The following is a 21000-nucleotide window of genomic DNA, read 5'->3' on the forward strand; positions in this document are numbered from 1 at the left end:
GCCACCGGGCCCGGCCGCCGCCCGCCGCTTTGCCCGCCCTTCGAGACCGTGCCGGACGTGGTCGTGCCGGATGCGTCCTCAACCATGCGCCGCTGCCTCCATCCGCCGCCCCGCCCGGCGCCGGCCTGCCTCAACCTCCCGGAGGATGATGCCGCCACTTGAGCATATTTCGGGGACGCTCCGAAAGCCGCCGCGGCCGGCGCAAGGTGCGGCGGGCGCTGCGGGCGGATGCCGGCGCTGGCCTGGAAGCCTTTGGCCGCAAGCAAAAACGACGAAGGACGCGGCGCAGGGTGCGCAGCGTCCTTCGTCGAAAAATCTGCCGTGCGTCCTGCGTCGGACGTGCCGAGCGGATCAGACCGCCTCGGCCAGGATGCCGTCGATGGTGCGCGTGACCTCGTCGATGGGCTTCATCCCGTCGATCTGCTTCAGCTGCCCGCGGGCGCTGTAATAAGGCGACACCACCGCGGTGTCGCGGTTGTAGGCGTCCAGGCGGGCCTTGAAGACCTCCGGGTCGTCGTCCTTGCGCACCGGCTCGCCCCTGGCCTGCGCCTCGGCGGCGCGGTTGAGGATGCGGCCGACCAGCTTCTCCTGGTCCACCACCAGCTCGATCACCGCGTCGAGCTTGAGGCCCTTCTCCGCCAGCAGGCGGTCGAGCGCCTCGGCCTGCGCCACCGTGCGCGGGAAGCCGTCGAGGATGAAGCCGTTGCGGGCGTCCGCCGCCTCGATGCGCTCGGCAATGATGCCGATCACGATGTCGTCGGAGACGAGGCCGCCCGATTCCATCACCGCCTTGGCCTTCAGCCCCACCGGCGTGCCCGCCGCCACCGCGGCGCGCAGCATGTCTCCGGTGGAGAGCTGAACGATCCCGTGACGGGCCACCAGCCGTTGCGCCTGCGTCCCCTTGCCGGCTCCGGGCGGTCCCAGCAGCACCAGCCTCATTTTATTTCCTCCTCCCCCCGCGCAGCTTGGCCTTCTTGACCAGTCCTTCGTACTGGTGGGCCAAGAGATGCCCCTGGATCTGGGACACCGTATCCATGGTCACGCTGACCACGATGAGCAGCGACGTCCCACCGAAATAGAACGGAACCGACGCATAGGAAATCAGCAGTTCGGGGAAGAGGCAAACCGCCGCAATGTAGGCCGCGCCCACCACGGTGATGCGGGTGAGGACGTAGTCGATATATTCCGCGGTGCGCTCGCCGGGCCGGATGCCCGGAATGAAGCCGCCGTGCTTCTTCAGGTTGTCCGCGGTCTCGCTCGGATTGAACACGATGGCGGTGTAGAAGAAGCAGAAGAACACGATCAGCGCCACGTAGAGCACCATATAGAGCGGGCGCCCGTGGCCGAGATGGGTGGTGATGGTCTGCAGCCATTCCGGCCCGGCGCCCTGCGAGAAGCTGGCGATGGTGGTCGGGATCAGCAGCAGCGAGGAGGCGAAGATCGGCGGGATGACGCCCGACGTGTTCAGCTTCAGCGGCAGATGCGAGGACTGGCCCTCATACACCCGGTTGCCCACCTGGCGCTTGGGATACTGGATCAGCAGCCGGCGCTGGGCACGCTCCATGAACACGATGAAGGCGATCACCAGCACCGCCATCACCAGCACGGCGAGGATCAGCACGGTGGAGATGGCGCCCTCGCGGCCCAGCTCCAGGGTGCGCACGAAGGCGCCCGGCAGCTCCGCGACGATGCCGCCGAAGATGATCAGCGAGGTGCCGTTGCCGATGCCGCGCGAGGTGATCTGCTCGCCCAGCCACATCAGGAACATGGTGCCGCCGGTCAGGGTGATGACCGTGGTGATGCGGAAGAACCAGCCGGGATCGGCCACCACCGTTCCCGAGCCTTCCAGACCGACCGAGATGCCATAGGCCTGGAACACCGCCAGCACCACGGTGAGATAGCGCGTGTACTGGTTGAGCTGCTTGCGGCCCGCCTCGCCTTCCTTCTTCAGCGCCTCCAGCGTGGGCGACACGCTGGTGAGCAGCTGGATGATGATGGAGGCCGAGATGTACGGCATGATGTTCAGGGCGAAGATCGCCATGCGCTCCACGGCGCCGCCCGAGAACATGTTGAACAGGCCGATGATGCCCTGGTTCGCGGTCTTGAAGACGTCCGCGAGCGCATCGGGGTTGATGCCGGGCATGGGGATGTACGTGCCGAGCCGGTAGACCAGCAGCGCGCCGAGGGTGAACCAGATGCGCTTCTTCAGCTCCTCGGCCTTGCCGAGGGCGCCGAAATTGAGGTTCGCCGCGAGTTGTTCCGCCGCCGAGACCATGCCTTGCTCCGCTTGAGGCCGCCCCTCAAGGAAGGGGCGCAGCCCTTATATGAGGGCGGGAATTGCGGTGCCAAGGCGGCGCCGGCGCATCGATCCGGAGTGTGTCCGGCAAGCCATGCCGGACAGGCCCGAGCGAGATGCCGCGCCGCGCACCAAAACGAGGACCGGGCGCGCGGCGCCCGGTCCGAACTCACATCGTCAGTCCGCGGCCTTCTCGGCCAAGGTGCGCTCTTGGGAGCCAGCACGGTGATCGAGCCGCCGGCCTTCTCCACGGCCTCGGTGGCGGCCTTGGTGGCATAGGCCACCTCCACCTTCACCTTGGCGGTGATCTCGCCGGTGGCGAGCAGCCGCACGCCGTCCTTGGCCCGGCGCAGGACGCCCGAGGCGATCAGCGCCGCGGCGTCGACCGGCTTGGAGGCGTCGAGCTTGCCGGCATCGACCGCCGCCTGGATGCGGCCGAGGGTGACCTCGGCGAAGTCGAGGCGGAAGATGTTGTTGAAGCCGCGCTTCGGCAGGCGCCGATGGAGCGGCATCTGGCCGCCCTCGAAGCCCTTGATGGCGACGCCGGTGCGGGCCTTCTGCCCCTTCACGCCGCGCCCGGCGGTCTTGCCCTTGCCCGAGCCGATGCCGCGGCCGACGCGCATGCGCTTCTTGCGGGCGCCGGGATTGTCCCTGATTTCGTCGAGGTTCATGGCTTGATCCTCACTCCCCCTCGACCACGCGGACGAGGTGGGCGACCTTGGCGATCATGCCGCGCACGGCCGGAGTATCCTGGAGGGTGGAGCGGCGGTGCCGCTTGTTCAGCCCGAGGCCCTTCAGCGTGGCCTCCTGGTCGAACGGGCGGCGGATCGGCGAGCCGATCTGCTCCACGGTGACGGTCTTGTCGCTCATGATGGCGCTCCTGATCTCTCGCTGGCGCCTCAGTCCGTCGCTTCCGCGTCTTCGACGCGGCGGCGGGACTGGAGCTGGGACACCTTGAGGCCGCGGCGCGCCGCGACCGAGCGCGGGCTGTCCTGGTTCTTCAGGGCATCGAAGGTGGCGCGCACCATGTTGTAGGGGTTGGAAGACCCGAAGGACTTCGCCACCACGTCGTTCATGCCGAGCGTCTCGAATACGGCGCGCATGGGGCCGCCGGCGATGATGCCCGTGCCGGCCGGAGCCGCGCGCAGGATCACCTTGCCGGCCCCATGGTGGCCGTGCACGTCGTGGTGCAGCGTGCGGCCTTCCCGCAGCGGCACGCGGATCAGCGAGCGCTTGGCGCTCTCCGTCGCCTTGCGGATCGCCTCCGGCACCTCGCGGGCCTTGCCGTGGCCGAAGCCGACGCGGCCCTTCTGGTCACCCACCACCACCAGCGCGGCGAAGCCGAAGCGACGGCCGCCCTTCACCACCTTGGCGACGCGGTTGATGTGGACCAGCTTGTCCACGAACGTGTTGTCGCGGTCCTCGCGCTCGTGGCGCTGTTCCCGATCACGGGCCATTTTCGCTCGTCCTTCGCGTCAGAACTGAAGGCCGCCCTCGCGGGCACCTTCGGCGAGCGCCTTGACGCGCCCATGATAGATGTATGCGCCGCGGTCGAAGACGACCTCGGACACGCCCTTCGCCAAAGCCCGCTCGGCCACCAGCTTGCCGATGGTCTTGGCGGCGTCGGTGTCCGCGCCGGTCTTGAGCGACGAACGCAGGTCCTTTTCGAGGCTGGAGGCGGAGACCACGGTCTCGCCCTTCGCGTCGTCGATGATCTGCGCGTAGATGTGCTGCGAGGTGCGATGCACGCTGAGGCGCGGACGCCCGTTCGCGGCGACGCGGAGGGCGCGACGCACCTTGGCCTTGCGGCGCTCCTGCGCCTGAAGATCCTTAGCCATGGCTCGCCATCCTTACTTCTTCTTGCCTTCCTTGCGGAAGATGAACTCGCCAGCATACTTGACGCCCTTGCCCTTGTAGGGCTCGGGGCCGCGGAACTCGCGGATCTCCGCCGCCACCTGGCCGACCTTCTGCCGGTCGATGCCGGAGATGACCACCTCGGTGGGCTTCGGGGTCACGATCTGGATCCCTTCCGGGATCGGATAGACCACGTCGTGGCTGTAGCCGAGCGACAGGTTCAGGTTCTTGCCCTGGACCGCCGCCTTGTAGCCGACGCCGGTGATCTCCAGCTTCTTCTCGAAGCCCTTGGTGACGCCCTCGACCAGGTTCGACACCAGGGTGCGGGACATGCCCCACATGGCCCGGTGGCGCTGGGTCTCGCCGCGCATGGACACCTTGAGCTCGCCGCCCTCGATGTTGGCGCCGATCTCCTCGACCAGCGTCAGCTGGAGCGCGCCCTTCGGGCCCTTCACCTTCACCGTCTGCCCCTCCAGCGTCGCGGTGACGCCGGACGGAATGGCGACGGGCAATTTGCCGATCTTCGACATATCGTTCTCCCTCGCCTCAGAACACGGTGCAGAGCACTTCGCCGCCGACGTTCTTGTCGCGGGCTTCGTGGTCGGCCATCACGCCCTGGGGCGTGGACACGACCGCGATGCCGAGACCGTTGGCGACGCGGGGAAGATTCTTGACCGACGCATAGACGCGGCGGCCGGGCTTCGACACGCGGGAGATCTCGCGGATCACCGGCACGCCGTCGAAATACTTGAGCTCGATCTCGAACTCGGTGCGGCCGTTGCCGTGGTCGGTCGCGGTGTAGCCGCGGATGTAGCCCTCGTCGCGCAGGACGTCGAGAACCGAGGCGCGCAGGCGCGAGCCCGGGGTCTGGGTCTTGTCCTTGCGACGCATCTGCGCGTTGCGGATGCGGGTGATGAGATCGCCGATGGGATCGTTGATGGCCATCTTCTAGCTCCTCACCAGCTCGACTTCACGAGGCCGGGGACCATGCCCTGGTTGCCCAGCTCGCGCAGGGCAATACGGCTCATCTTCAGCTTGCGGTAGAACGCCCGCGGACGGCCCGTCACCTCGCACCGGTTGCGGATGCGGATGCGGGCGCCGTTGCGCGGCATCTCCGCCAGCTTCAAGGTCGCCTGGAAGCGCTCCTCGATCGGCAGGGACTTGTCGTTCACGATCGCCTTCAGACGCGCGCGCTTCGCCGCATGGCCCTTGGCCAGCTTGCGGCGGCGCTCGTTCGTCTCGATCGCGCTCTTCTTCGCCATCTTCTGCTCCTGTTCTCCGCGTCTGAGGCGGCCAAAGCCCCTCACGGCCGGAAATCACGTCTCGCGTTCAATCTCTGAGAGCCGCCCTCCCCGCTTCGGCGAGGGCCGCCCTTCTATAGCGTCACTGACGGAAGGGGAAGTTGAAGGCCTTCAGCAGGGCCCGCGCCTCTTCGTCGGTCTTTGCCGTGGTGCACACGATGATGTCCATGCCCCAGACCTGCTCGACCTTGTCGTACTCGATCTCGGGGAACACGATGTGCTCCTTGACGCCCATGGCGAAGTTGCCGCGGCCGTCGAAGCTCTTGGGGTTCAGGCCGCGGAAGTCCCGCACGCGCGGCAGCGCGACGGTGACGAGGCGGTCCAGGAACTCGTACATGCGGATCTTGCGAAGGGTGACCTTCGCGCCGACCGGCTGGTTCTCGCGCAGCTTGAAGTTCGAGATCGCCTGGCGGGCGCGGGTCAGCACCGGCTTCTGGCCGGCGATCTTCGCGAGGTCCGCGGCGGCGGTGGTCGCCTTCTTGGTGTCTGCGGTGGCTTCGCCCACGCCCATATTGATGACGATCTTCTCGATCGTCGGCACTTCCAGGGCGTTCTTGTAGCCGAACTCTTCGATCATCTTCGGCCGCACCACCTCGTCATAGAAGGTGCGCAGCCGGGGGGTGTAGGCGACCTCAGCCATCGATCTTCTCCCCGGAACGCTTGGCCACGCGGACCTTGCGCCCGTCATCCAGCACCTGGAAGCCGACGCGGGTCGGCTTGCCGTCCTTGGGGTCGGCAATGGCGACGTTCGACAGGTGGATGGGCGCCTCCTTGGAGATGATCCCGCCCTCCTGGTTCGCCGTCTGGCGCTGGTGGCGCTTGACGATATTGACGCCGCGGACGAGCGCACGCTCCTCCTTCGGCATCACCTGGATGACCTCGCCGGAGCGGCCCTTGTCGCGGCCGGCGAGGACGACGACCTTGTCGCCCTTCTTGATCTTCGCGGCCATCACAGCACCTCCGGCGCCAGCGAGATGATCTTCATGTGGTTCTTCGCGCGCAGCTCGCGCGGAACCGGGCCGAAGATGCGGGTGCCCACCGGCTCCTTGTTGTTGTTGATGAGCACCGCCGCGTTCTTGTCGAAGCGGATCACCGAGCCGTCCACGCGGCGGATGTCCTTCGCGGTGCGGACCACCACGGCCTTCATCACGTCGCCCTTCTTCACGCGGCCGCGCGGGATCGCCTCCTTGACCGACACCACGATGATGTCGCCACGTGGGCATACTTCCGCTTGGAGCCGCCAAGCACCTTGATGCACATGACGCGACGCGCGCCGGAATTGTCCGCCACGTCGAGATTGGTCTGCATCTGGATCATGACGCACCTGTTCTCGTCACCGGCTCAGCCGGCGCGCCGGCATTGCCATCAAACCCGAAATACCGTGGCCGCTCATCGGAACACGGTCTTGCCGCGGTGCGGTCTCCACTCGGCTGCGCATGCAGACGACGGACCCGGCGCCGGGCCTTCGCTCCCGCCCGGACGAATCAGCCGGGCGGGGAACCTCTTATCAGACTTCCGCCCGCTTCTCGCCCTGGATCACGATCCAGTTCTTGAGCTTGGACAGGGGCCGGTGCTCCTCGATCCACACCGTATCCCCCACCTTCCAGGCATTGCCTTCGTCGTGGGCGTGATACTTCTTGGACCGACGAACGGTCTTCTTCAAGAGCGGGTGGGTGAACCGACGCTCGACACGCACCACGACGGTCTTGTCGGTCTTGTCGCTCACCACGACGCCTTGGAGCACGCGCTTCGGCATCGCTTCCTCACTTCGCCTTCTGCGCCGGCGAACCGGCGCGCTTAATGGTCTGCACGGTCTTGATCCGCGCGATGTCGCGGCGGATCTCGCGCTGGCGCGCGGTGTTCTCGAGCTGCCCCGTCGCCTTCTGGAAGCGCAGGTTGAACTGCTCCTTCTTCAGCTTCAGCAGCTCATCGGCGAGCTGATCGGGGCTGAGGGCCCGAACGTCCTCGGCTTTCATGAGCCTCTCCTCACTCGGCGATGCGCTGGATGAAGCGCGTCTTGATGGGGAGCTTCGCCGCCGCGAGGGTCAGGGCCTCGCGGGCGATCTCGACGCTCACCCCGTCGATCTCGAACATGATGCGGCCGGGCTTGACCTTGGCCGCCCAGTATTCCGGCGCGCCCTTGCCCTTGCCCATGCGGACTTCGGTGGGCTTGGAGGTCACCGGCACGTCCGGGAACACGCGGATCCACACCCGGCCCGCACGCTTCATGTGACGCGTGAGGGCGCGGCGGGCCGCTTCGATCTGGCGGGCGGTGACCCGCTCCGGCTCGAGGGCCTTGAGGCCGAACTCGCCGAAGTTCAATTCCGTGCCGCCCTTGGCGACGCCGTGGATGCGTCCCTTGAACTGCTTGCGGAACTTGGTGCGCTTGGGTTGCAACATGGCTTGATCGCCTTCTTAACCAGTCTGGCCGTCAGGCGCGGTCGCGGTCGCCGTGACCACGGTCACCGCGATCGCCACGGTCACGGTCGCCACGCTCGCGCCGCTGCGGACGCGAGGAGGGACCGGCTTCCTGCTCGGCCTGGCGCTTGTCCTGCGCCATGGGATCGTGCTCGAGGATCTCGCCCTTGAAGATCCACACCTTCACGCCGCACGTGCCGTACGTGGTGAAGGCGGTGGCGGTGCCGTAGTCCACGTCCGCGCGCAGGGTGTGCAGCGGGACGCGGCCCTCGCGGTACCATTCCAGGCGCGCGATCTCAGCGCCGCCGAGGCGGCCCGAGCAGTTGATGCGGATGCCCTCGGCGCCGAGGCGCATCGCCGACTGCACCGCGCGCTTCATGGCACGGCGGAAGGCGACACGGCGCTCGAGCTGCTGGGCGATGGACTCGGCCACCAGCGTCGCGTCGGTCTCCGGCTTGCGGATTTCGACGATGTTGATGAACACCTCCGAGTCCGTCATCTCGGAGACCTTCTTGCGCAGCTTGTCGATGTCCGCGCCCTTCTTGCCGATGACCACGCCCGGACGCGCCGAGTAGATGGTCACGCGGCACTTCTTGTGCGGACGCTCGATCACCACCTTGGACACCGCGGCCTGCTTGAGCTGCTTCAGCAGCATCTCGCGGATCTTGATGTCCTCGTGCAGCAGCTTGCCGTATTCGCCCTTGTTGGCGAACCAGCGGCTGTCCCACGTGCGGTTGATGCCGAGCCGGAGCCCGACCGGATTGACCTTCTGACCCATCAGGCCCGCTCCTCGACTTCCCGCACCACGATGGTGATGTGGGAGAAGGGCTTCTCGATGCGCGAGGCGCGACCGCGCGCCCGCGGCGAGAACCGCTTCATCACCAGACCCTTGCCCACGTGCGCCTCGGCGACGATCAGGTCGTCGACGTCCAGCTCGTGGTTGTTCTCGGCGTTGGCGATCGCGCTCTCGAGGCACTTCTTCACGTCGCGGGCGATCCGCTTGTGAGAGAATTCGAGATCGGCGAGCGCCGTCGCCACCTTCTTGCCGCGGATCAGGCCCGCGACGAGGTTCAGCTTCTGCGGCGAGACGCGCAGATTGCGCGCCACCGCCTTGGCTTCGTTCTCCGCGAGCGCGCGGGGCTTTGCCTGCTTACCCATGACCGATCACCGCCGCTTCGACTTCTTGTCGGCCGCGTGCCCGTAATAGGTACGGGTCGGCGCGAACTCGCCGAACTTCTGGCCGATCATTTCCTCGGTGACACTGACGGGCACATGCTTGTGACCGTTGTAGACGCCGAAGGTTAAGCCCACGAACTGGGGCAGGATCGTGGAGCGCCGGCTCCAGATCTTGATAACGTCCCTGCGACCCGACCCCTGGGCGGTCTCCGCCTTCTTCAGGAGGTAGCCGTCGACGAAGGGGCCCTTCCAAACCGAGCGTGTCATCGTTCAGGCCCTCACTTCTTCCGCTTGTGGCGGCTGGACACGATGAACTTGTCCGTCGCCTTGTTGTTGCGGGTCTTCTTGCCCTTGGTGGGGAAGCCCCAGGGGGTGACCGGATGCCGGCCGCCCGAGGTGCGGCCTTCGCCGCCGCCGTGCGGGTGGTCGACCGGGTTCATGGTCACGCCGCGATTGTGCGGCTTCACGCCCAGCCACCGGCTGCGCCCGGCCTTGCCGAGCGAGATGTTCATGTGGTCCGGGTTCGAGACCGCGCCCACGGTGGCGTAGCACGCGCCGAGAATGAGGCGCTGCTCGCCGGAATTGAGGCGCACGATCACGTAGCCCTGGTCGCGGCCGACGATCTGCGCGTAGGTGCCGGCGGAGCGGGCGATCTGGCCGCCCTTGCCCACCTTCATCTCCACGTTGTGCACGATCGTGCCCACCGGGAGCGAAGACAGCGGGCCGGCATTGCCCGGCTTCACGTCCACCTGGTCGCCGGCGATCACCTGGTCGCCCACGGCGAGGCGCTGCGGGGCCAGGATGTAGGCGAGCTCGCCGTCCTCATACTTGATGAGGGCGATGAAGGCCGACCGGTTCGGATCGTATTCCAGCCGCTCCACCAGCGCCGGCATCCCGCGCTTCAGGCGCTTGAAGTCGACGACGCGATACGACTGCTTGTGACCGCCGCCACGGAAGCGGACGGTCACGCGGCCGTTGTTGTTGCGCCCGCCCGAGGAGGACTTGCCCTCGGTCAGGGTCTTCACCGGCTTGCCCTTGTAGAGGCCGGAGCGGTCCACGATCACGAGCTGGCGAAGGCTCGGCGTGACCGGCTTGAAATGCTTCAGCGCCATGGTCTTCTTCCGTTTCCTTCAGCTCACAGGCCCGTGGTGATGTCGATCTTCTGGCCCTCTTCGAGGGTCACCACGGCCCGCTTGACGTCGCTCTGGACGCCCTTGCGGCCGCGGAAGATCTTCACCTTGCCCTTGCGGACCAGCGTGTTGACGCTCTTCACCTTCACGTCGAAGAGCTTCTCCACCGCCTCCTTGATCTGGGGCTTGGTGGCAGTCTTGGCGACGTTGAAGACGACCTTGTTGAACTCGCTCGCCGCCGTCGCCTTCTCGGTGATGACGGGGGAGACGATGACGTCGTAGTGACGCGGTTCGATGTTGCGCGTGCTCATTTGAAGCGCGCCTCCAGCGCGTCCACGGCGGCCTTGGTCAGGACCAGGGTGTCGCGGCGCAGGATGTCGTAGACGTTGATGCCCTGGATCGGCAGCACGTCGACATAAGGCAGGTTGCGCGCCGCGAGGGCGATGTTCTGCTCCACCTGGGCGCCGTCCACCACCAGAACGGAAGACCAGCCGAGCTTGGCGAGCCGGTCCTTCAGCGCCTGGGTCTTGGGGTCGGCCAGCGCGGCGCTGTCCACCACCACGAGCTGGGCGGCCTTGGCCTTGGAGGAGAGCGCATGCTTCAGGGCCAGCGCGCGCACCTTCTTCGGCAGGTCGATGGCGTGCGAACGCACCACCGGGCCGAAGGCTCGACCGCCGCCGCGGAACTGCGGCGCCGAGGCCGCGCCGTGGCGGGCGTTGCCGGTGCCCTTCTGCTTGTACATCTTCTTGGACGTGCGGTTGATTTCCGAACGGCCCTTGGTGCGGTGCGTGCCGGCCTGGCGGCGCGAGAGCTGCCAGGTCACGCAGCGGTGCAGGATGTCCGCGCGCGGCTCGAGACCGAAGATCTCGTCCGCAAGCGTCACCGAGCCGGCGTCAGCGCCGTCGAGCGTCTTGACGGTCAGTTCCATCACACGCCCTCCTCGGCGGCAGCTTCGGCCGCGGGGGTATCCGCGCCGTTGGCGAGCTTGAACGCGCCGGGCTTGGGAGCCGCCTCGGGCAGCTTCTTCTTGACCGCGTCGCGCACGGTGATCCAGCCGCCGGCGTGGCCGGGGACGGCGCCCTCGACCGCGATCAGGCCGCGCTCGACGTCGGTCATCACCACCTTGAGGTTCTGGGTGGTGACGGTGACGTCGCCCATGTGCCCCGGCATCTTCTTGTTCTTGAAGGTCTTGCCCGGGTCCTGACGGCCGCCGGTCGAACCGATCGAACGATGCGAGATGGAGACGCCGTGCGAGGCGCGAAGACCACCGAAATTGTGGCGCTTCATGCCGCCGGCGAAGCCCTTGCCGATGGTGGTGCCGGTCACGTCCACGAACTGGCCCACGACGAAGTGGTCAGCCGTGATCTCGGCGCCGACCGGGATCAGCGCGTCTTCCGGCACGCGGAACTCGGCCATCTTGCGCTTCGGCTCGACCTGAGCGACCGCGAAGTGGCCGCGCTCGGCGCGGGTCACGTTCTTGGGCTTGCGGCGGCCGGCTCCGAGCTGGACCGCGACATAACCGTTCTTGTCGAGCGTGCGGTGGGCAACCACCTGGCAGCTCTCAACTTTCAGCACAGTGACCGGCACGTGCTCACCGGCATCGGTGAAGATGCGGGTCATGCCGACCTTCTGGGCGATGACGCCTGACCGCATGGTCGTGTCTCCTCGCACCACGTCAGAGCTTGATTTCGACGTCAACGCCGGCGGCGAGGTCGAGCTTCATCAGCGCGTCCACCGTCTGGGGCGTCGGATCGACGATATCGAGCAGGCGCTTGTGGGTGCGCATCTCGAACTGCTCACGCGACTTCTTGTCGATGTGAGGCGAACGGTTGACGGTGAACTTCTCGATCCGCGTGGGCAGCGGGATCGGGCCGCGCACCTGCGCGCCCGTGCGCTTGGCCGTGGCGACGATCTCGCGCGTCGACGCATCGAGGATGCGGTGATCGAACGCCTTCAGGCGAATTCGAATGTTCTGGCCGTTCATGGCTCAATTGGCTCCAGGAAGAGGAAACGCGCACGCCGGTGCGCCGCGCGTTTCGTTCTTGTTGATCACTCGATGATGGCAGCGACGACGCCGGCGCCCACGGTGCGGCCGCCTTCACGGATGGCGAAGCGCAGCTTCTCCTCCATGGCGATCGGCACGATCAGCGCCACGTCCATCGACACGTTGTCGCCCGGCATCACCATCTCGGTGCCCTCGGGCAGCGTGCACACGCCGGTCACGTCCGTGGTGCGGAAGTAGAACTGCGGGCGGTAGTTGGTGAAGAACGGCGTGTGGCGGCCGCCCTCCTCCTTGGTCAGGATGTAGGCCTCGGCCTTGAACTTCGTGTGCGGCTTCACCGAACCCGGCTTGCACACCACCTGGCCGCGCTCCACGTCCTCGCGCTTGGTGCCGCGCAGCAGGATGCCCACATTGTCGCCCGCCTGGCCCTGGTCCAGAAGCTTGCGGAACATCTCGACGCCGGTCACCGTCGTCTTGATGGTGGGACGGATGCCGACGATCTCCACTTCCTCGCCCACCTTGACGATGCCGCGCTCGACGCGGCCGGTCACCACCGTGCCGCGGCCCGAGATCGAGAACACGTCCTCGATCGGCATCAGGAACGGCAGGTCGATCGGCCGCTCCGGCTGCGGAATGTAGGCGTCCACCGCCTCCATCAGCTTCAGCACCGCGTCGCGGCCCAGCGCCGGATCGCCGTTCTCGAGCGCCACCAGCGCCGAGCCGCGGATGATCGGGATGTCGTCGCCGGGGAAGTCATACTTCGACAGCAGCTCGCGCACCTCCATCTCGACCAGCTCGAGAAGCTCGGCGTCGTCCACCATGTCGCACTTGTTCAGGAACACCACCAGCGCCGGAACGCCGACCTGACGGGCGAGCAGGATGTGCTCGCGGGTCTGCGGCATCGGGCCGTCGGCCGCCGACACCACCAGGATCGCGCCGTCCATCTGCGCCGCGCCGGTGATCATGTTCTTCACATAGTCGGCGTGGCCGGGGCAGTCCACGTGCGCATAGTGGCGGTTGCCGGTCTCATACTCCACGTGCGCCGTGGAGATGGTGATGCCGCGCGCCTTCTCTTCCGGCGCCTTGTCGATCTGGTCGTACGCCGTGAACGTCGCGCCGCCGCTCTCCGCCAGAACCTTCGTGATCGCAGCCGTCAGCGACGTCTTGCCATGGTCAACGTGACCAATGGTGCCGATGTTGCAGTGCGGCTTCGAACGGTTGAACTTCTCTTTGGCCATGGGACTCTCCGTTGGGTCTCTCTGGCGTGATCGGAAAGGGTGAAGTGAGGTTCAGGCCGACGCGATCACGCGTACTTGGCCTGGACCTCCTGGGCGACGTTCGACGGCACCTGCTCGTAGTGGTCGAACTGCATGGTGAAGGTGGCGCGGCCCTGGCTGAACGAGCGCAGGGTGTTCACGTAACCGAACATGTTGGCCAGCGGCACCATCGCATTGATGACGTTCGCATTGCCGCGCATGTCCTGGCCCTGGATCTGGCCACGGCGGGAGTTCAGGTCGCCGATGACGGAGCCGGTGTAGTCTTCCGGCGTCACCACCTCGACCTTCATGATCGGCTCGAGCAGCACCGAGGCGCCCTTCTGCAGGGCCTCGCGGAAGCCGGCGCGGGACGCGATCTCGAACGCGAGGGCGGACGAGTCCACCTCGTGGTAGGCGCCGTCGATGAGCGTCACCTTGACGTCCACCACCGGGAAGCCCGCCAGCACGCCGGCGCCGAGCACGCTCTCGAGGCCCTTCTGGACGCCCGGGATGTACTCCTTCGGCACCGCGCCGCCGACGATGGCGCTCTCGAAGGCGAAGCCCTTGCCCGCCTCGTTCGGCTCCACCACGAACTTCACCCGCGCGAACTGGCCGGTACCGCCGGTCTGCTTCTTGTGGGTGTAGTCCACCTCGGTCTTCTTCGTGAGGGTCTCACGATAGGCGACCTGGGGCGCGCCGATATTGGCGTCCACCTTGTAGGTGCGCTTGAGGATGTCGACCTTGATGTCGAGATGCAGTTCGCCCATCCCCTTGAGGATGGTCTGGCCGCTCTCGTGGTCGGTCGACACGCGGAAGGACGGGTCCTCCGCGGCGAGCTTGGACAAAGCGATGCCGAGCTTTTCCTGGTCGGCCTTGGACTTCGGCTCGATCGCGATCTCGATGACCGGCTCGGGGAACTCCATCTTCTCCAGGATCACCGGCTTGTCGGTGGCGCACAGCGTGTCGCCGGTGCGGACTTCCTTGAGGCCGGCGAGGGCGACGATGTCGCCCGCATAGGCTTCCTTGATGTCCTCGCGGTTGTTCGCGTGCATCAGCAGCATGCGACCGACGCGCTCGCGCTTGTCGCGGGTGGAGTTCAGCAGGCCCATGCCGGCTTCCATCACGCCCGAATAGACGCGGCAGAAGGTGATGGTGCCGACGAACGGGTCGTCCATGATCTTGAACGCAAGCACGGAGGTCGGCTCGGAGTCCGAGGGCAGACGCACGGTCTCTTCCTCGGTCTTGAAGTCGATGCCCTTGATCGCGCCGCGATCGATCGGCGACGGCAGATAGTCCACCACCGCGTCGAGCAGCGGCTGCACGCCCTTGTTCTTGAAGGCCGAGCCGCAGAAGACGGGGTTGAACTTGCGGCCGATGACGGCCTTGCGGATCAGCGCCTTGAGGGTCGCCTCGTCCGGCTCGGTGCCGTCCAGGTAAGCCGACATGGCGTCGTCGTCGAGCTCGACGGCGGCTTCCACCAGCTTGTTGCGATACTCGGCGGCCTTGTCGGCGAGATCCGCGGGGATCTCCTCGTCATGGTACTTCGCGCCGAGGGCCTCATCCTCCCACACGACCGCCTTCATGCGGACGAGGTCGATGATGCCCTTGAAATTGTTCTCCGAGCCGATCGGCAGCTGGCAGCACACGGGGTTGCCGGCCACGCGGTCGACGATCATCTCGACGCAGCGGTAGAAGTCGGCGCCGATCTTGTCCATCTTGTTGACGAACACGATGCGCGGCACGTTGTACTTGTCCGCCTGGCGCCACACGGTCTCGGTCTGCGGCTCGACGCCCTGGTTGCCGTCCAGCACGCACACGGCGCCGTCGAGCACGCGGAGCGAACGCTCCACCTCGATGGTGAAGTCCACGTGGCCGGGGGTGTCGATGATGTTCAGGCGCTTGCCCTGCCAGAAGGCGGTCGTCGCGGCCGACGTGATGGTGATGCCGCGCTCCTGCTCCTGGGTCATCCAGTCCATGGTGGCGGCGCCATCATGGACTTCGCCGATCTTGTGGCTCTTGCCGGTGTAATAGAGGATCCGCTCGGTGGTCGTGGTCTTGCCGGCATCGATGTGGGCCATGATGCCGAAGTTGCGGTAGTCCTCGATCGCGTGAGTACGGGCCATTGCTCAGTCCTCTCCGATCACCAGCGATAATGCGAGAAGGCGCGGTTGGCTTCCGCCATCCGGTGCGTGTCCTCGCGCTTCTTCACGGCGTTGCCGCGATTGTTGGCAGCGTCGAGAAGCTCGGAGGAGAGACGCTCCACCATGGTCTTCTCGTTGCGGGCGCGGGCCGAGGCGATCAGCCAGCGGATGGCCAGCGTCTGGCGGCGCTCGGTGCGCACTTCCACCGGCACCTGATAGGTCGCGCCGCCGACGCGGCGGGAGCGAACCTCCACCGCCGGCGCCACGTTCTCGAGCGCCTGGATGAACACGTCCACCGGATCGTGCTTGGCCTTCGCCTCGACCACGTCGAGGGCGCCATAGACGATGCCTTCGGCAACCGACTTCTTGCCGTCGCGCATGACGGAATTCATGAAGCGCGACAGGATGGTGGAGCCGTACTTGGCGTCCGGGATGACTTCTCGGCGCTCGGCCTTGTGACGACGGGACATCGTTCAGATCCTCACTTTACCGAGATCACTTCGGCCGCTTCGCGCCGTACTTCGACCGGCGCTGCTTGCGGTTCTTGACGCCCTGCGTGTCGAGCACGCCGCGCAGGATGTGGTAGCGCACGCCGGGAAGGTCCTTCACGCGGCCGCCGCGGATCATCACCACGGAGTGCTCCTGAAGGTTATGGCCCTCGCCCGGGATGTAGCCGATCACTTCGTAGCTGTTGGTGAGCCGCACCTTGGCGACCTTGCGAAGCGCCGAGTTCGGCTTCTTCGGGGTCGTGGTGTAAACGCGCGTGCAGACGCCGCGCTTCTGCGGGCTCGCCTGGAGCGCCGGCGCCTTGTCGCGGGCCTTCTGCGCCTCACGCGGCTTGCGGATCAGCTGGTTGATCGTCGGCATGTACGCCTTCGCCTCGTCCTGCTTGCGGCCCAGGGCCGCTTCTTCTTCAGTTCGACGGCCCATAGGGACCGCCACGATGGCCGCCGGACGGCAGCCTCAAAGACCCATCGGCGCGGCGGTTAGCCCGCCGGCCGCACCACGACGCAAAAGGCGCGGTCCACCGCCGAAGAGGGGCGGACGCGCCTTGTCGCGACAGAGGATCACAACGCTCGATCCCCGAAGGGCGGCGCCGCGATCGTGCACCTGATGTTATCGCAGTGCTGTTCCTGGCAGCGTTTCGGCTCCCCTGGTCGGGTCCGTCCAGGCTTCGGGTCGAAGCAGGGAATAAGGAACCGACCGCTCAGACGCCGACCGCCTGCCGCGAAAGTGGGCCGCTTCTATCCGCAGAGTCGCTCTGCGTCAAGCCTGCGGTGGGCGCCACCCCAACAAAAAGCGGCATTCCAGGCCGTTTGCGCGGGTGCCGGCGGGCGGCAGGGCCCCCGCAAGGCCCCTGCCCGCCCCGGCAGCCCGCCGGCGCGCCCCGTCGCCCTATGTTCAGGGGGTGACGAGCTTCAGCCCCACCAGGCCGACGGCGATCAGGCCGATGGACGCCAGGCGCAGCAGATCGGTTGATTCGGAGAACACCGCGATACCGACGATGGCGGTGCCCACCGTGCCGATTCCCGCCCACACCGCATAAGCGGTGCCGATGGGGATCGACTTCAGCGACAGGCTGAGCAGGAACAGGCTCACGACGATGCTGACGATCGTGAGCGCGCTCGGCCAGAGGCGGGTGAAGCCATCGGAATATTTCATGCCGATGGCCCAGCCCACTTCCAGCAGGCCGGCGACGAACAGATAGACCCAAGCCATGGAAAAATGCTCCGCGGCGGGTCGTCCCGCCGGGTCCGAACGGATGGGCGCGGTCGTCCGCCCCTCTTTCGAGTAAATAGTCTTTCTTGAGGAGAACTAAAACCCTTGACCTTAGGTCACACGTCGCGCTCGAAGACGATGGCGGCGCCCAGAGCGGCCCGGGGCGGCACCACCACCATGCCCTCGATCGCCTCTTCCACCATGCGGCGGGCGGCGAGCGCGCGGCGCAGCTCCGGCGCGCCGTTGGTGGCGAAGCGGACGGCGGCGAGGCGCAGCCCCTCGCCCACCGGCCCCGGCACGCCGTAGCGGTCGGCATAGAGCTGGCGGCTCATGAGGTCGATCTGGCCGCGCGGCGTCTGGCCGACGAACCAGCCTTCCGAGGCGCGGTTAAGCGAGACGCCGCTGACCGTGTCGAGGAACGGGATATCGTCCACCGGGCTCTCGGACACCAGCACGATGCCGGCGAGCCCGGTCACGCCATTGGCGTGGCGCTGCAGGTCGGCGGACCAGAAATTCTCCGGCTTGCGCTGAAGGGAGGTGAAGGTGCCGAGATCAGGCGCCGTGGGCGAGGCGGCGAAGGCGAGCGAAAAGGCGACGTCCACGTCCTGCCCGTCGGCGCGGCGCGCCTTGCGGGAGAAGTCCAGGGTGTCGAAGCCGCCGAAGCCGGCGGCGTCGAACTCGGCCTTGTCCGCCACCGGATCGCGGCCCTCGAACACCGCCATGGTGAGGCCTTCGCCGTTGCGCTCCAGGAACGCCTTGTTGAAGGCGCCGAACGAGAAGGAGGTTTCGGTCGCGGGCGGAATTTTCTCCGGCTCCACCACCTGGAGCAGCTCGATGAAGAAGCCGTCGGTCTGGACGATGCGGTTCTCGGTGCCGAAGGGGTGGCGGTTGCGCGCGCCCACGGTGAATCCGAGCAGATCGTAGATCTCCCCCGCCGAATCGAGGTCACGGACGAGATGAACGACATGGTCGAGGCCACGACGCATAAGCGGGTCTCCCTGAGGCTGGGCCGGGCAGGCCGGCTCCAGCGGAGACGGGCGGCGCGGGCTTTCACGGGTGGGACGGCCAAGGCACTCCAATTAAAGGAGAACTTGGTTCGGCCCCGGAAGTGCGCGTCGGCGCGAGCGGCACCATAAGGTCTGCCGGTCCGGATTGGGACAAGAAAATGCGCCCATTTCGCCCCGATCGGCTCCGGCCCGGTCGACCGGGCGGAAGAACTTCCCTGCGCCCTGAGGGACTTGCGGACGGATACCTCCGGCAGAAAAAGATGATTCGATAAACCGGTGCCGATTAACGCAAATCGCGCCGCGGCGGCCGCGGGGCGGCACCGTGCCACCCCCCGTCCCCGCCGCGACCGAGGGGCAACCGGGTCCTGCGGCGGCCGACGATGGGGCGCCGGCGACGGCCCGGCGCCAGCATCCGCGTCCAATTGCTCCAATGTGGTCGAAAAGTGATCGAGGCCGTTGCGCCCGCGCGCGCCACCCCTCACACTCCCGCACCAACAAGAACAGGCTGGAAACAAAAGGTGGGAAAATGCTGGCTTTGCTACTGATTATCGTCTGCGGCCTGCTGGCCGTGGGCTACGGCGTATGGGCGGTGCGCGCCCTCATGGCCGCGGACGCGGGAACCGCCCGCATGCAGGAGATCGCGGCCGCCATCGCCGAGGGCGCGCAGGCCTATCTCAAGCGGCAGTACACGACCATCGGCATCGTGGGCGTGGTGATCTTCATTCTCGTCGGCATCTTCCTCGGCTGGCTGGTGGCGGTGGGCTTCGCCATCGGCGCCATTCTCTCCGGGCTTGCCGGCTTCATCGGCATGAACGTCTCGGTCCGCGCCAACGTGCGCACCGCCCAGGCGGCGACCAAGTCGCTGGCCGGCGGCCTCGACCTCGCCTTCAAGGCGGGCGCGGTGACCGGCCTGCTGGTGGCCGGCCTCGCGCTGCTCGGCGTCGCGGTCTATTACGCGGTGCTGGTGAAGGGCATCGACCTTGCCCCCAATTCCCGCACCGTGGTGGACGCGCTGGTGGCGCTCGGCTTCGGCGCCTCGCTCATTTCCATCTTCGCCCGTCTCGGCGGCGGCATCTTCACCAAGGGCGCGGACGTGGGCGGCGACCTCGTCGGCAAGGTGGAAGCCGGCATCCCCGAGGACGACCCGCGCAACCCCGCCACCATCGCCGACAACGTGGGCGACAATGTCGGCGACTGCGCCGGCATGGCGGCCGACCTGTTCGAGACCTATGCGGTGACGGTGGTCGCCACCATGGTGCTCGCCGCGATCTTCTTCGCCGCCACCCCGGCGCTGCTCGACACCATGATCGTCTACCCGCTCGCCATCGGCGGCGCGTGCATCCTCACCTCCATCGCCGGCACCTTCTTCGTGCGGCTGGGGCCGACCTCCTCGATCATGGGCGCGCTCTATAAGGGCCTCATGGCGACGGCGGGCTTCTCGGTCCTCGCGCTGGCGCTGGTGACCTGGCTGCTGCCCGGCTTCGGCCCCATCGGCACCGCCGGCTATACCGGCATGAGCCTCTTCATCTGCGGCCTCGTGGGCCTCGCGGTGACCGGCGCCATCGTCGTCATCACCGAATACTATACCGGCACCGGCTATCGCCCGGTGGTGTCCATCGCCCAGGCGTCGGTGACCGGGCACGGCACCAACATCATCCAGGGCCTCGCGGTGTCGCTGGAATCGACCGCGCTGCCCACCATCGTCATCATCGCCGGCATCCTGGTGGCCTACGGCCTCGCCGGCCTGTTCGGCATCGCCATCGCCGCCACCACCATGCTCGGCGTCGCCGGCATGATCGTCGCGCTCGATGCCTTCGGCCCGGTGACCGACAATGCCGGCGGCATCGCCGAGATGGCGGGCCTGCCCAAGGAGGTGCGCCAGTCCACCGACGCGCTCGACGCGGTGGGCAACACCACCAAGGCCGTGACCAAGGGCTACGCCATCGGCTCCGCGGGCCTCGGCGCGCTGGTGCTGTTCGCGGCCTACAGCCAGGACCTGAAGTACTTCGTCGCCCAGGCGGCGCCCGGCAGCTATTTCGCCGGCGTGGCGCCGAACTTCTCGCTGGAGAACCCGTACGTGGTGGTGGGCCTGCTGTTCGGCGGCCTCCTGCCCTACCTCTTCGGCGCCATGGGCATGACGGCGGTGGGCCGCGCGGCGGGCGCCATCGTCGAGGAGGTGCGCCGACAGTTCCGCGAGAAGCCCGGCATCATGGCCGGAACGGAGAAGCCGGACTATTCCCGCGCCGTGGACATGCTCACCAAGGCGGCGATCAAGGAGATGATCATCCCCTCGCTGCTGCCGGTGCTCTCGCCCATCGTCTGCTACTTCGTCATCTACTTCGTGGCGGGCGGCGGCGCGGCGGGCAAGTCGGCCGCCTTCTCGGCCCTCGGCGCCATGCTGCTCGGCGTCATCGTCACCGGCCTGTTCGTCGCCATCTCCATGACCTCGGGCGGCGGCGCCTGGGACAATGCCAAGAAGTCGTTCGAGGACGGCTTCGTGGACAAGGACGGCGTGCGCCACATGAAGGGCTCGGAGGCGCACAAGGCCTCGGTGACCGGCGACACCGTCGGCGATCCCTACAAGGACACGGCGGGCCCGCCGTGAACCCCATGACTCAAGATCACCAACATCGTCGGCCCTGCTGCTGCTGGCGGTGCTGGGGCACGGGGGATGACTTTCGGGGAGGCGGCGAACCGGTT

General features: G+C 67.1%; 27 protein-coding genes and 3 pseudogenes. 1 reads left to right on the forward strand and 29 read right to left on the reverse strand.

The window, feature by feature from the left end:
* Positions 1-351: 351 nt before the first annotated feature.
* The 29 genes and pseudogenes from AC2W7M_RS05555 to AC2W7M_RS05695 all read right to left on the reverse strand — a co-directional run bounded on the left by AC2W7M_RS05555 (position 352) and on the right by AC2W7M_RS05695 (position 18279).
* Entirely contained in the window at positions 352-939 is a 588-nt protein-coding gene (locus AC2W7M_RS05555; RefSeq protein WP_486130734.1) for an adenylate kinase, read from the reverse strand.
* Between the two features lies 1 nt (position 940).
* Entirely contained in the window at positions 941-2275 is a 1335-nt protein-coding gene (gene secY / locus AC2W7M_RS05560; protein WP_486130736.1) for a preprotein translocase subunit SecY, read from the reverse strand.
* A gap of 227 nt (positions 2276-2502) precedes the next feature.
* A pseudogene (gene rplO, locus AC2W7M_RS05565) lies at positions 2503-2967 on the reverse strand (50S ribosomal protein L15); the annotation flags it as partial.
* A gap of 10 nt (positions 2968-2977) precedes the next feature.
* On the reverse strand, positions 2978-3166 hold the full coding sequence (gene rpmD / locus AC2W7M_RS05570) for a 50S ribosomal protein L30 (protein WP_486130738.1): 189 nt from the start codon (positions 3164-3166) through the stop codon (positions 2978-2980).
* 29 nt (positions 3167-3195) lie between these two features.
* Positions 3196-3753 (reverse strand): 30S ribosomal protein S5, encoded by a 558-nt coding sequence (gene rpsE, locus AC2W7M_RS05575; protein WP_121625656.1) that lies wholly within the window; start codon positions 3751-3753, stop codon positions 3196-3198.
* 18 nt (positions 3754-3771) lie between these two features.
* On the reverse strand, positions 3772-4134 hold the full coding sequence (gene rplR, locus AC2W7M_RS05580) for a 50S ribosomal protein L18 (protein ID WP_121625654.1): 363 nt from the start codon (positions 4132-4134) through the stop codon (positions 3772-3774).
* Positions 4135-4146: 12 nt separating this feature from the next.
* Positions 4147-4680 carry a 50S ribosomal protein L6 gene (rplF, locus tag AC2W7M_RS05585; protein WP_486130741.1) on the reverse strand — a complete coding sequence of 178 codons (534 nt, stop codon included), beginning with the start codon at positions 4678-4680 and terminating at the stop codon, positions 4147-4149.
* 16 nt (positions 4681-4696) lie between these two features.
* Positions 4697-5095, reverse strand: coding sequence for a 30S ribosomal protein S8 (rpsH, locus tag AC2W7M_RS05590; protein ID WP_486130743.1), 399 nt, complete (start codon positions 5093-5095; stop codon positions 4697-4699).
* Between the two features lie 11 nt (positions 5096-5106).
* The gene (gene rpsN / locus AC2W7M_RS05595; protein WP_121625648.1) at positions 5107-5412 is read right to left on the reverse strand and encodes a 30S ribosomal protein S14; all 306 of its coding nucleotides are present in this window, start codon (positions 5410-5412) and stop codon (positions 5107-5109) included.
* 121 nt (positions 5413-5533) lie between these two features.
* On the reverse strand, positions 5534-6091 hold the full coding sequence (rplE, locus tag AC2W7M_RS05600) for a 50S ribosomal protein L5 (RefSeq protein WP_486130745.1): 558 nt from the start codon (positions 6089-6091) through the stop codon (positions 5534-5536).
* A complete protein-coding gene (gene rplX, locus AC2W7M_RS05605; protein ID WP_486130747.1) occupies positions 6084-6401 on the reverse strand; it encodes a 50S ribosomal protein L24 in 318 nt (105 codons plus the stop codon). Before rplX ends, rplE begins: the two co-directional genes overlap by 8 nt.
* Positions 6401-6768 (reverse strand): annotated as a pseudogene (gene rplN / locus AC2W7M_RS05610) (50S ribosomal protein L14). Before rplN ends, rplX begins: the two are co-directional and overlap by 1 nt.
* Positions 6769-6958: 190 nt before the next feature.
* Complete coding sequence (gene rpsQ / locus AC2W7M_RS05615) at positions 6959-7207, reverse strand: 30S ribosomal protein S17 (RefSeq protein WP_121625639.1); 249 nt, start codon at positions 7205-7207, stop codon at positions 6959-6961.
* A 7-nt stretch (positions 7208-7214) separates the two neighbouring features.
* On the reverse strand, positions 7215-7427 hold the full coding sequence (gene rpmC / locus AC2W7M_RS05620) for a 50S ribosomal protein L29 (RefSeq protein ID WP_121625638.1): 213 nt from the start codon (positions 7425-7427) through the stop codon (positions 7215-7217).
* Between the two features lie 10 nt (positions 7428-7437).
* Positions 7438-7851, reverse strand: a complete 414-nt coding sequence (gene rplP / locus AC2W7M_RS05625) for a 50S ribosomal protein L16 (RefSeq protein ID WP_121625636.1) — start codon at positions 7849-7851, stop codon at positions 7438-7440.
* A 31-nt stretch (positions 7852-7882) separates the two neighbouring features.
* Positions 7883-8647, reverse strand: coding sequence for a 30S ribosomal protein S3 (gene rpsC / locus AC2W7M_RS05630; protein WP_121625634.1), 765 nt, complete (start codon positions 8645-8647; stop codon positions 7883-7885).
* Positions 8647-9027 (reverse strand): 50S ribosomal protein L22, encoded by a 381-nt coding sequence (gene rplV, locus AC2W7M_RS05635; RefSeq protein WP_486130751.1) that lies wholly within the window; start codon positions 9025-9027, stop codon positions 8647-8649. The genes rpsC and rplV overlap by 1 nt, the downstream gene beginning before the upstream one ends.
* A gap of 6 nt (positions 9028-9033) precedes the next feature.
* Positions 9034-9312, reverse strand: coding sequence for a 30S ribosomal protein S19 (gene rpsS, locus AC2W7M_RS05640; protein ID WP_394017134.1), 279 nt, complete (start codon positions 9310-9312; stop codon positions 9034-9036).
* A gap of 11 nt (positions 9313-9323) precedes the next feature.
* Positions 9324-10157 (reverse strand): 50S ribosomal protein L2, encoded by an 834-nt coding sequence (gene rplB / locus AC2W7M_RS05645; protein ID WP_486130753.1) that lies wholly within the window; start codon positions 10155-10157, stop codon positions 9324-9326.
* Between the two features lie 23 nt (positions 10158-10180).
* On the reverse strand, positions 10181-10486 hold the full coding sequence (locus tag AC2W7M_RS05650) for a 50S ribosomal protein L23 (protein WP_486130755.1): 306 nt from the start codon (positions 10484-10486) through the stop codon (positions 10181-10183).
* A complete protein-coding gene (gene rplD / locus AC2W7M_RS05655) occupies positions 10483-11103 on the reverse strand; it encodes a 50S ribosomal protein L4 (RefSeq protein ID WP_486130757.1) in 621 nt (206 codons plus the stop codon). Before rplD ends, AC2W7M_RS05650 begins: the two co-directional genes overlap by 4 nt.
* Entirely contained in the window at positions 11103-11828 is a 726-nt protein-coding gene (gene rplC, locus AC2W7M_RS05660) for a 50S ribosomal protein L3 (RefSeq protein ID WP_486130758.1), read from the reverse strand. The genes rplD and rplC overlap by 1 nt, the downstream gene beginning before the upstream one ends.
* A 22-nt stretch (positions 11829-11850) precedes the next feature.
* On the reverse strand, positions 11851-12159 hold the full coding sequence (gene rpsJ, locus AC2W7M_RS05665; protein ID WP_012113701.1) for a 30S ribosomal protein S10: 309 nt from the start codon (positions 12157-12159) through the stop codon (positions 11851-11853).
* Positions 12160-12224: 65 nt separating this feature from the next.
* On the reverse strand, positions 12225-13415 hold the full coding sequence (tuf, locus tag AC2W7M_RS05670; protein ID WP_486130761.1) for an elongation factor Tu: 1191 nt from the start codon (positions 13413-13415) through the stop codon (positions 12225-12227).
* Between the two features lie 65 nt (positions 13416-13480).
* Positions 13481-15556: an elongation factor G gene (fusA, locus tag AC2W7M_RS05675; RefSeq protein ID WP_486130763.1), complete on the reverse strand. Its 2076-nt coding sequence runs from the start codon at positions 15554-15556 to the stop codon at positions 13481-13483.
* A 17-nt stretch (positions 15557-15573) separates the two neighbouring features.
* Positions 15574-16044, reverse strand: a complete 471-nt coding sequence (gene rpsG / locus AC2W7M_RS05680; RefSeq protein WP_121625404.1) for a 30S ribosomal protein S7 — start codon at positions 16042-16044, stop codon at positions 15574-15576.
* Positions 16045-16069: 25 nt separating this feature from the next.
* The gene (rpsL, locus tag AC2W7M_RS05685) at positions 16070-16441 is read right to left on the reverse strand and encodes a 30S ribosomal protein S12 (protein ID WP_012113697.1); all 372 of its coding nucleotides are present in this window, start codon (positions 16439-16441) and stop codon (positions 16070-16072) included.
* Positions 16442-16975: 534 nt separating this feature from the next.
* Positions 16976-17293 carry a quaternary ammonium compound efflux SMR transporter SugE gene (gene sugE, locus AC2W7M_RS05690; RefSeq protein ID WP_486130766.1) on the reverse strand — a complete coding sequence of 106 codons (318 nt, stop codon included), beginning with the start codon at positions 17291-17293 and terminating at the stop codon, positions 16976-16978.
* 116 nt (positions 17294-17409) lie between these two features.
* Positions 17410-18279: a VOC family protein gene (locus AC2W7M_RS05695; RefSeq protein WP_486130768.1), complete on the reverse strand. Its 870-nt coding sequence runs from the start codon at positions 18277-18279 to the stop codon at positions 17410-17412.
* 547 nt (positions 18280-18826) lie between these two features.
* Between AC2W7M_RS05695 and AC2W7M_RS05700 the strand changes: the two are divergent.
* Positions 18827-20975, forward strand: a pseudogene (locus AC2W7M_RS05700) (sodium-translocating pyrophosphatase).
* Positions 20976-21000: the final 25 nt, after the last annotated feature.

The sequence above is a fragment of the Xanthobacter sp. BG11Y11_SDJG genome (genome assembly GCF_057364445.1).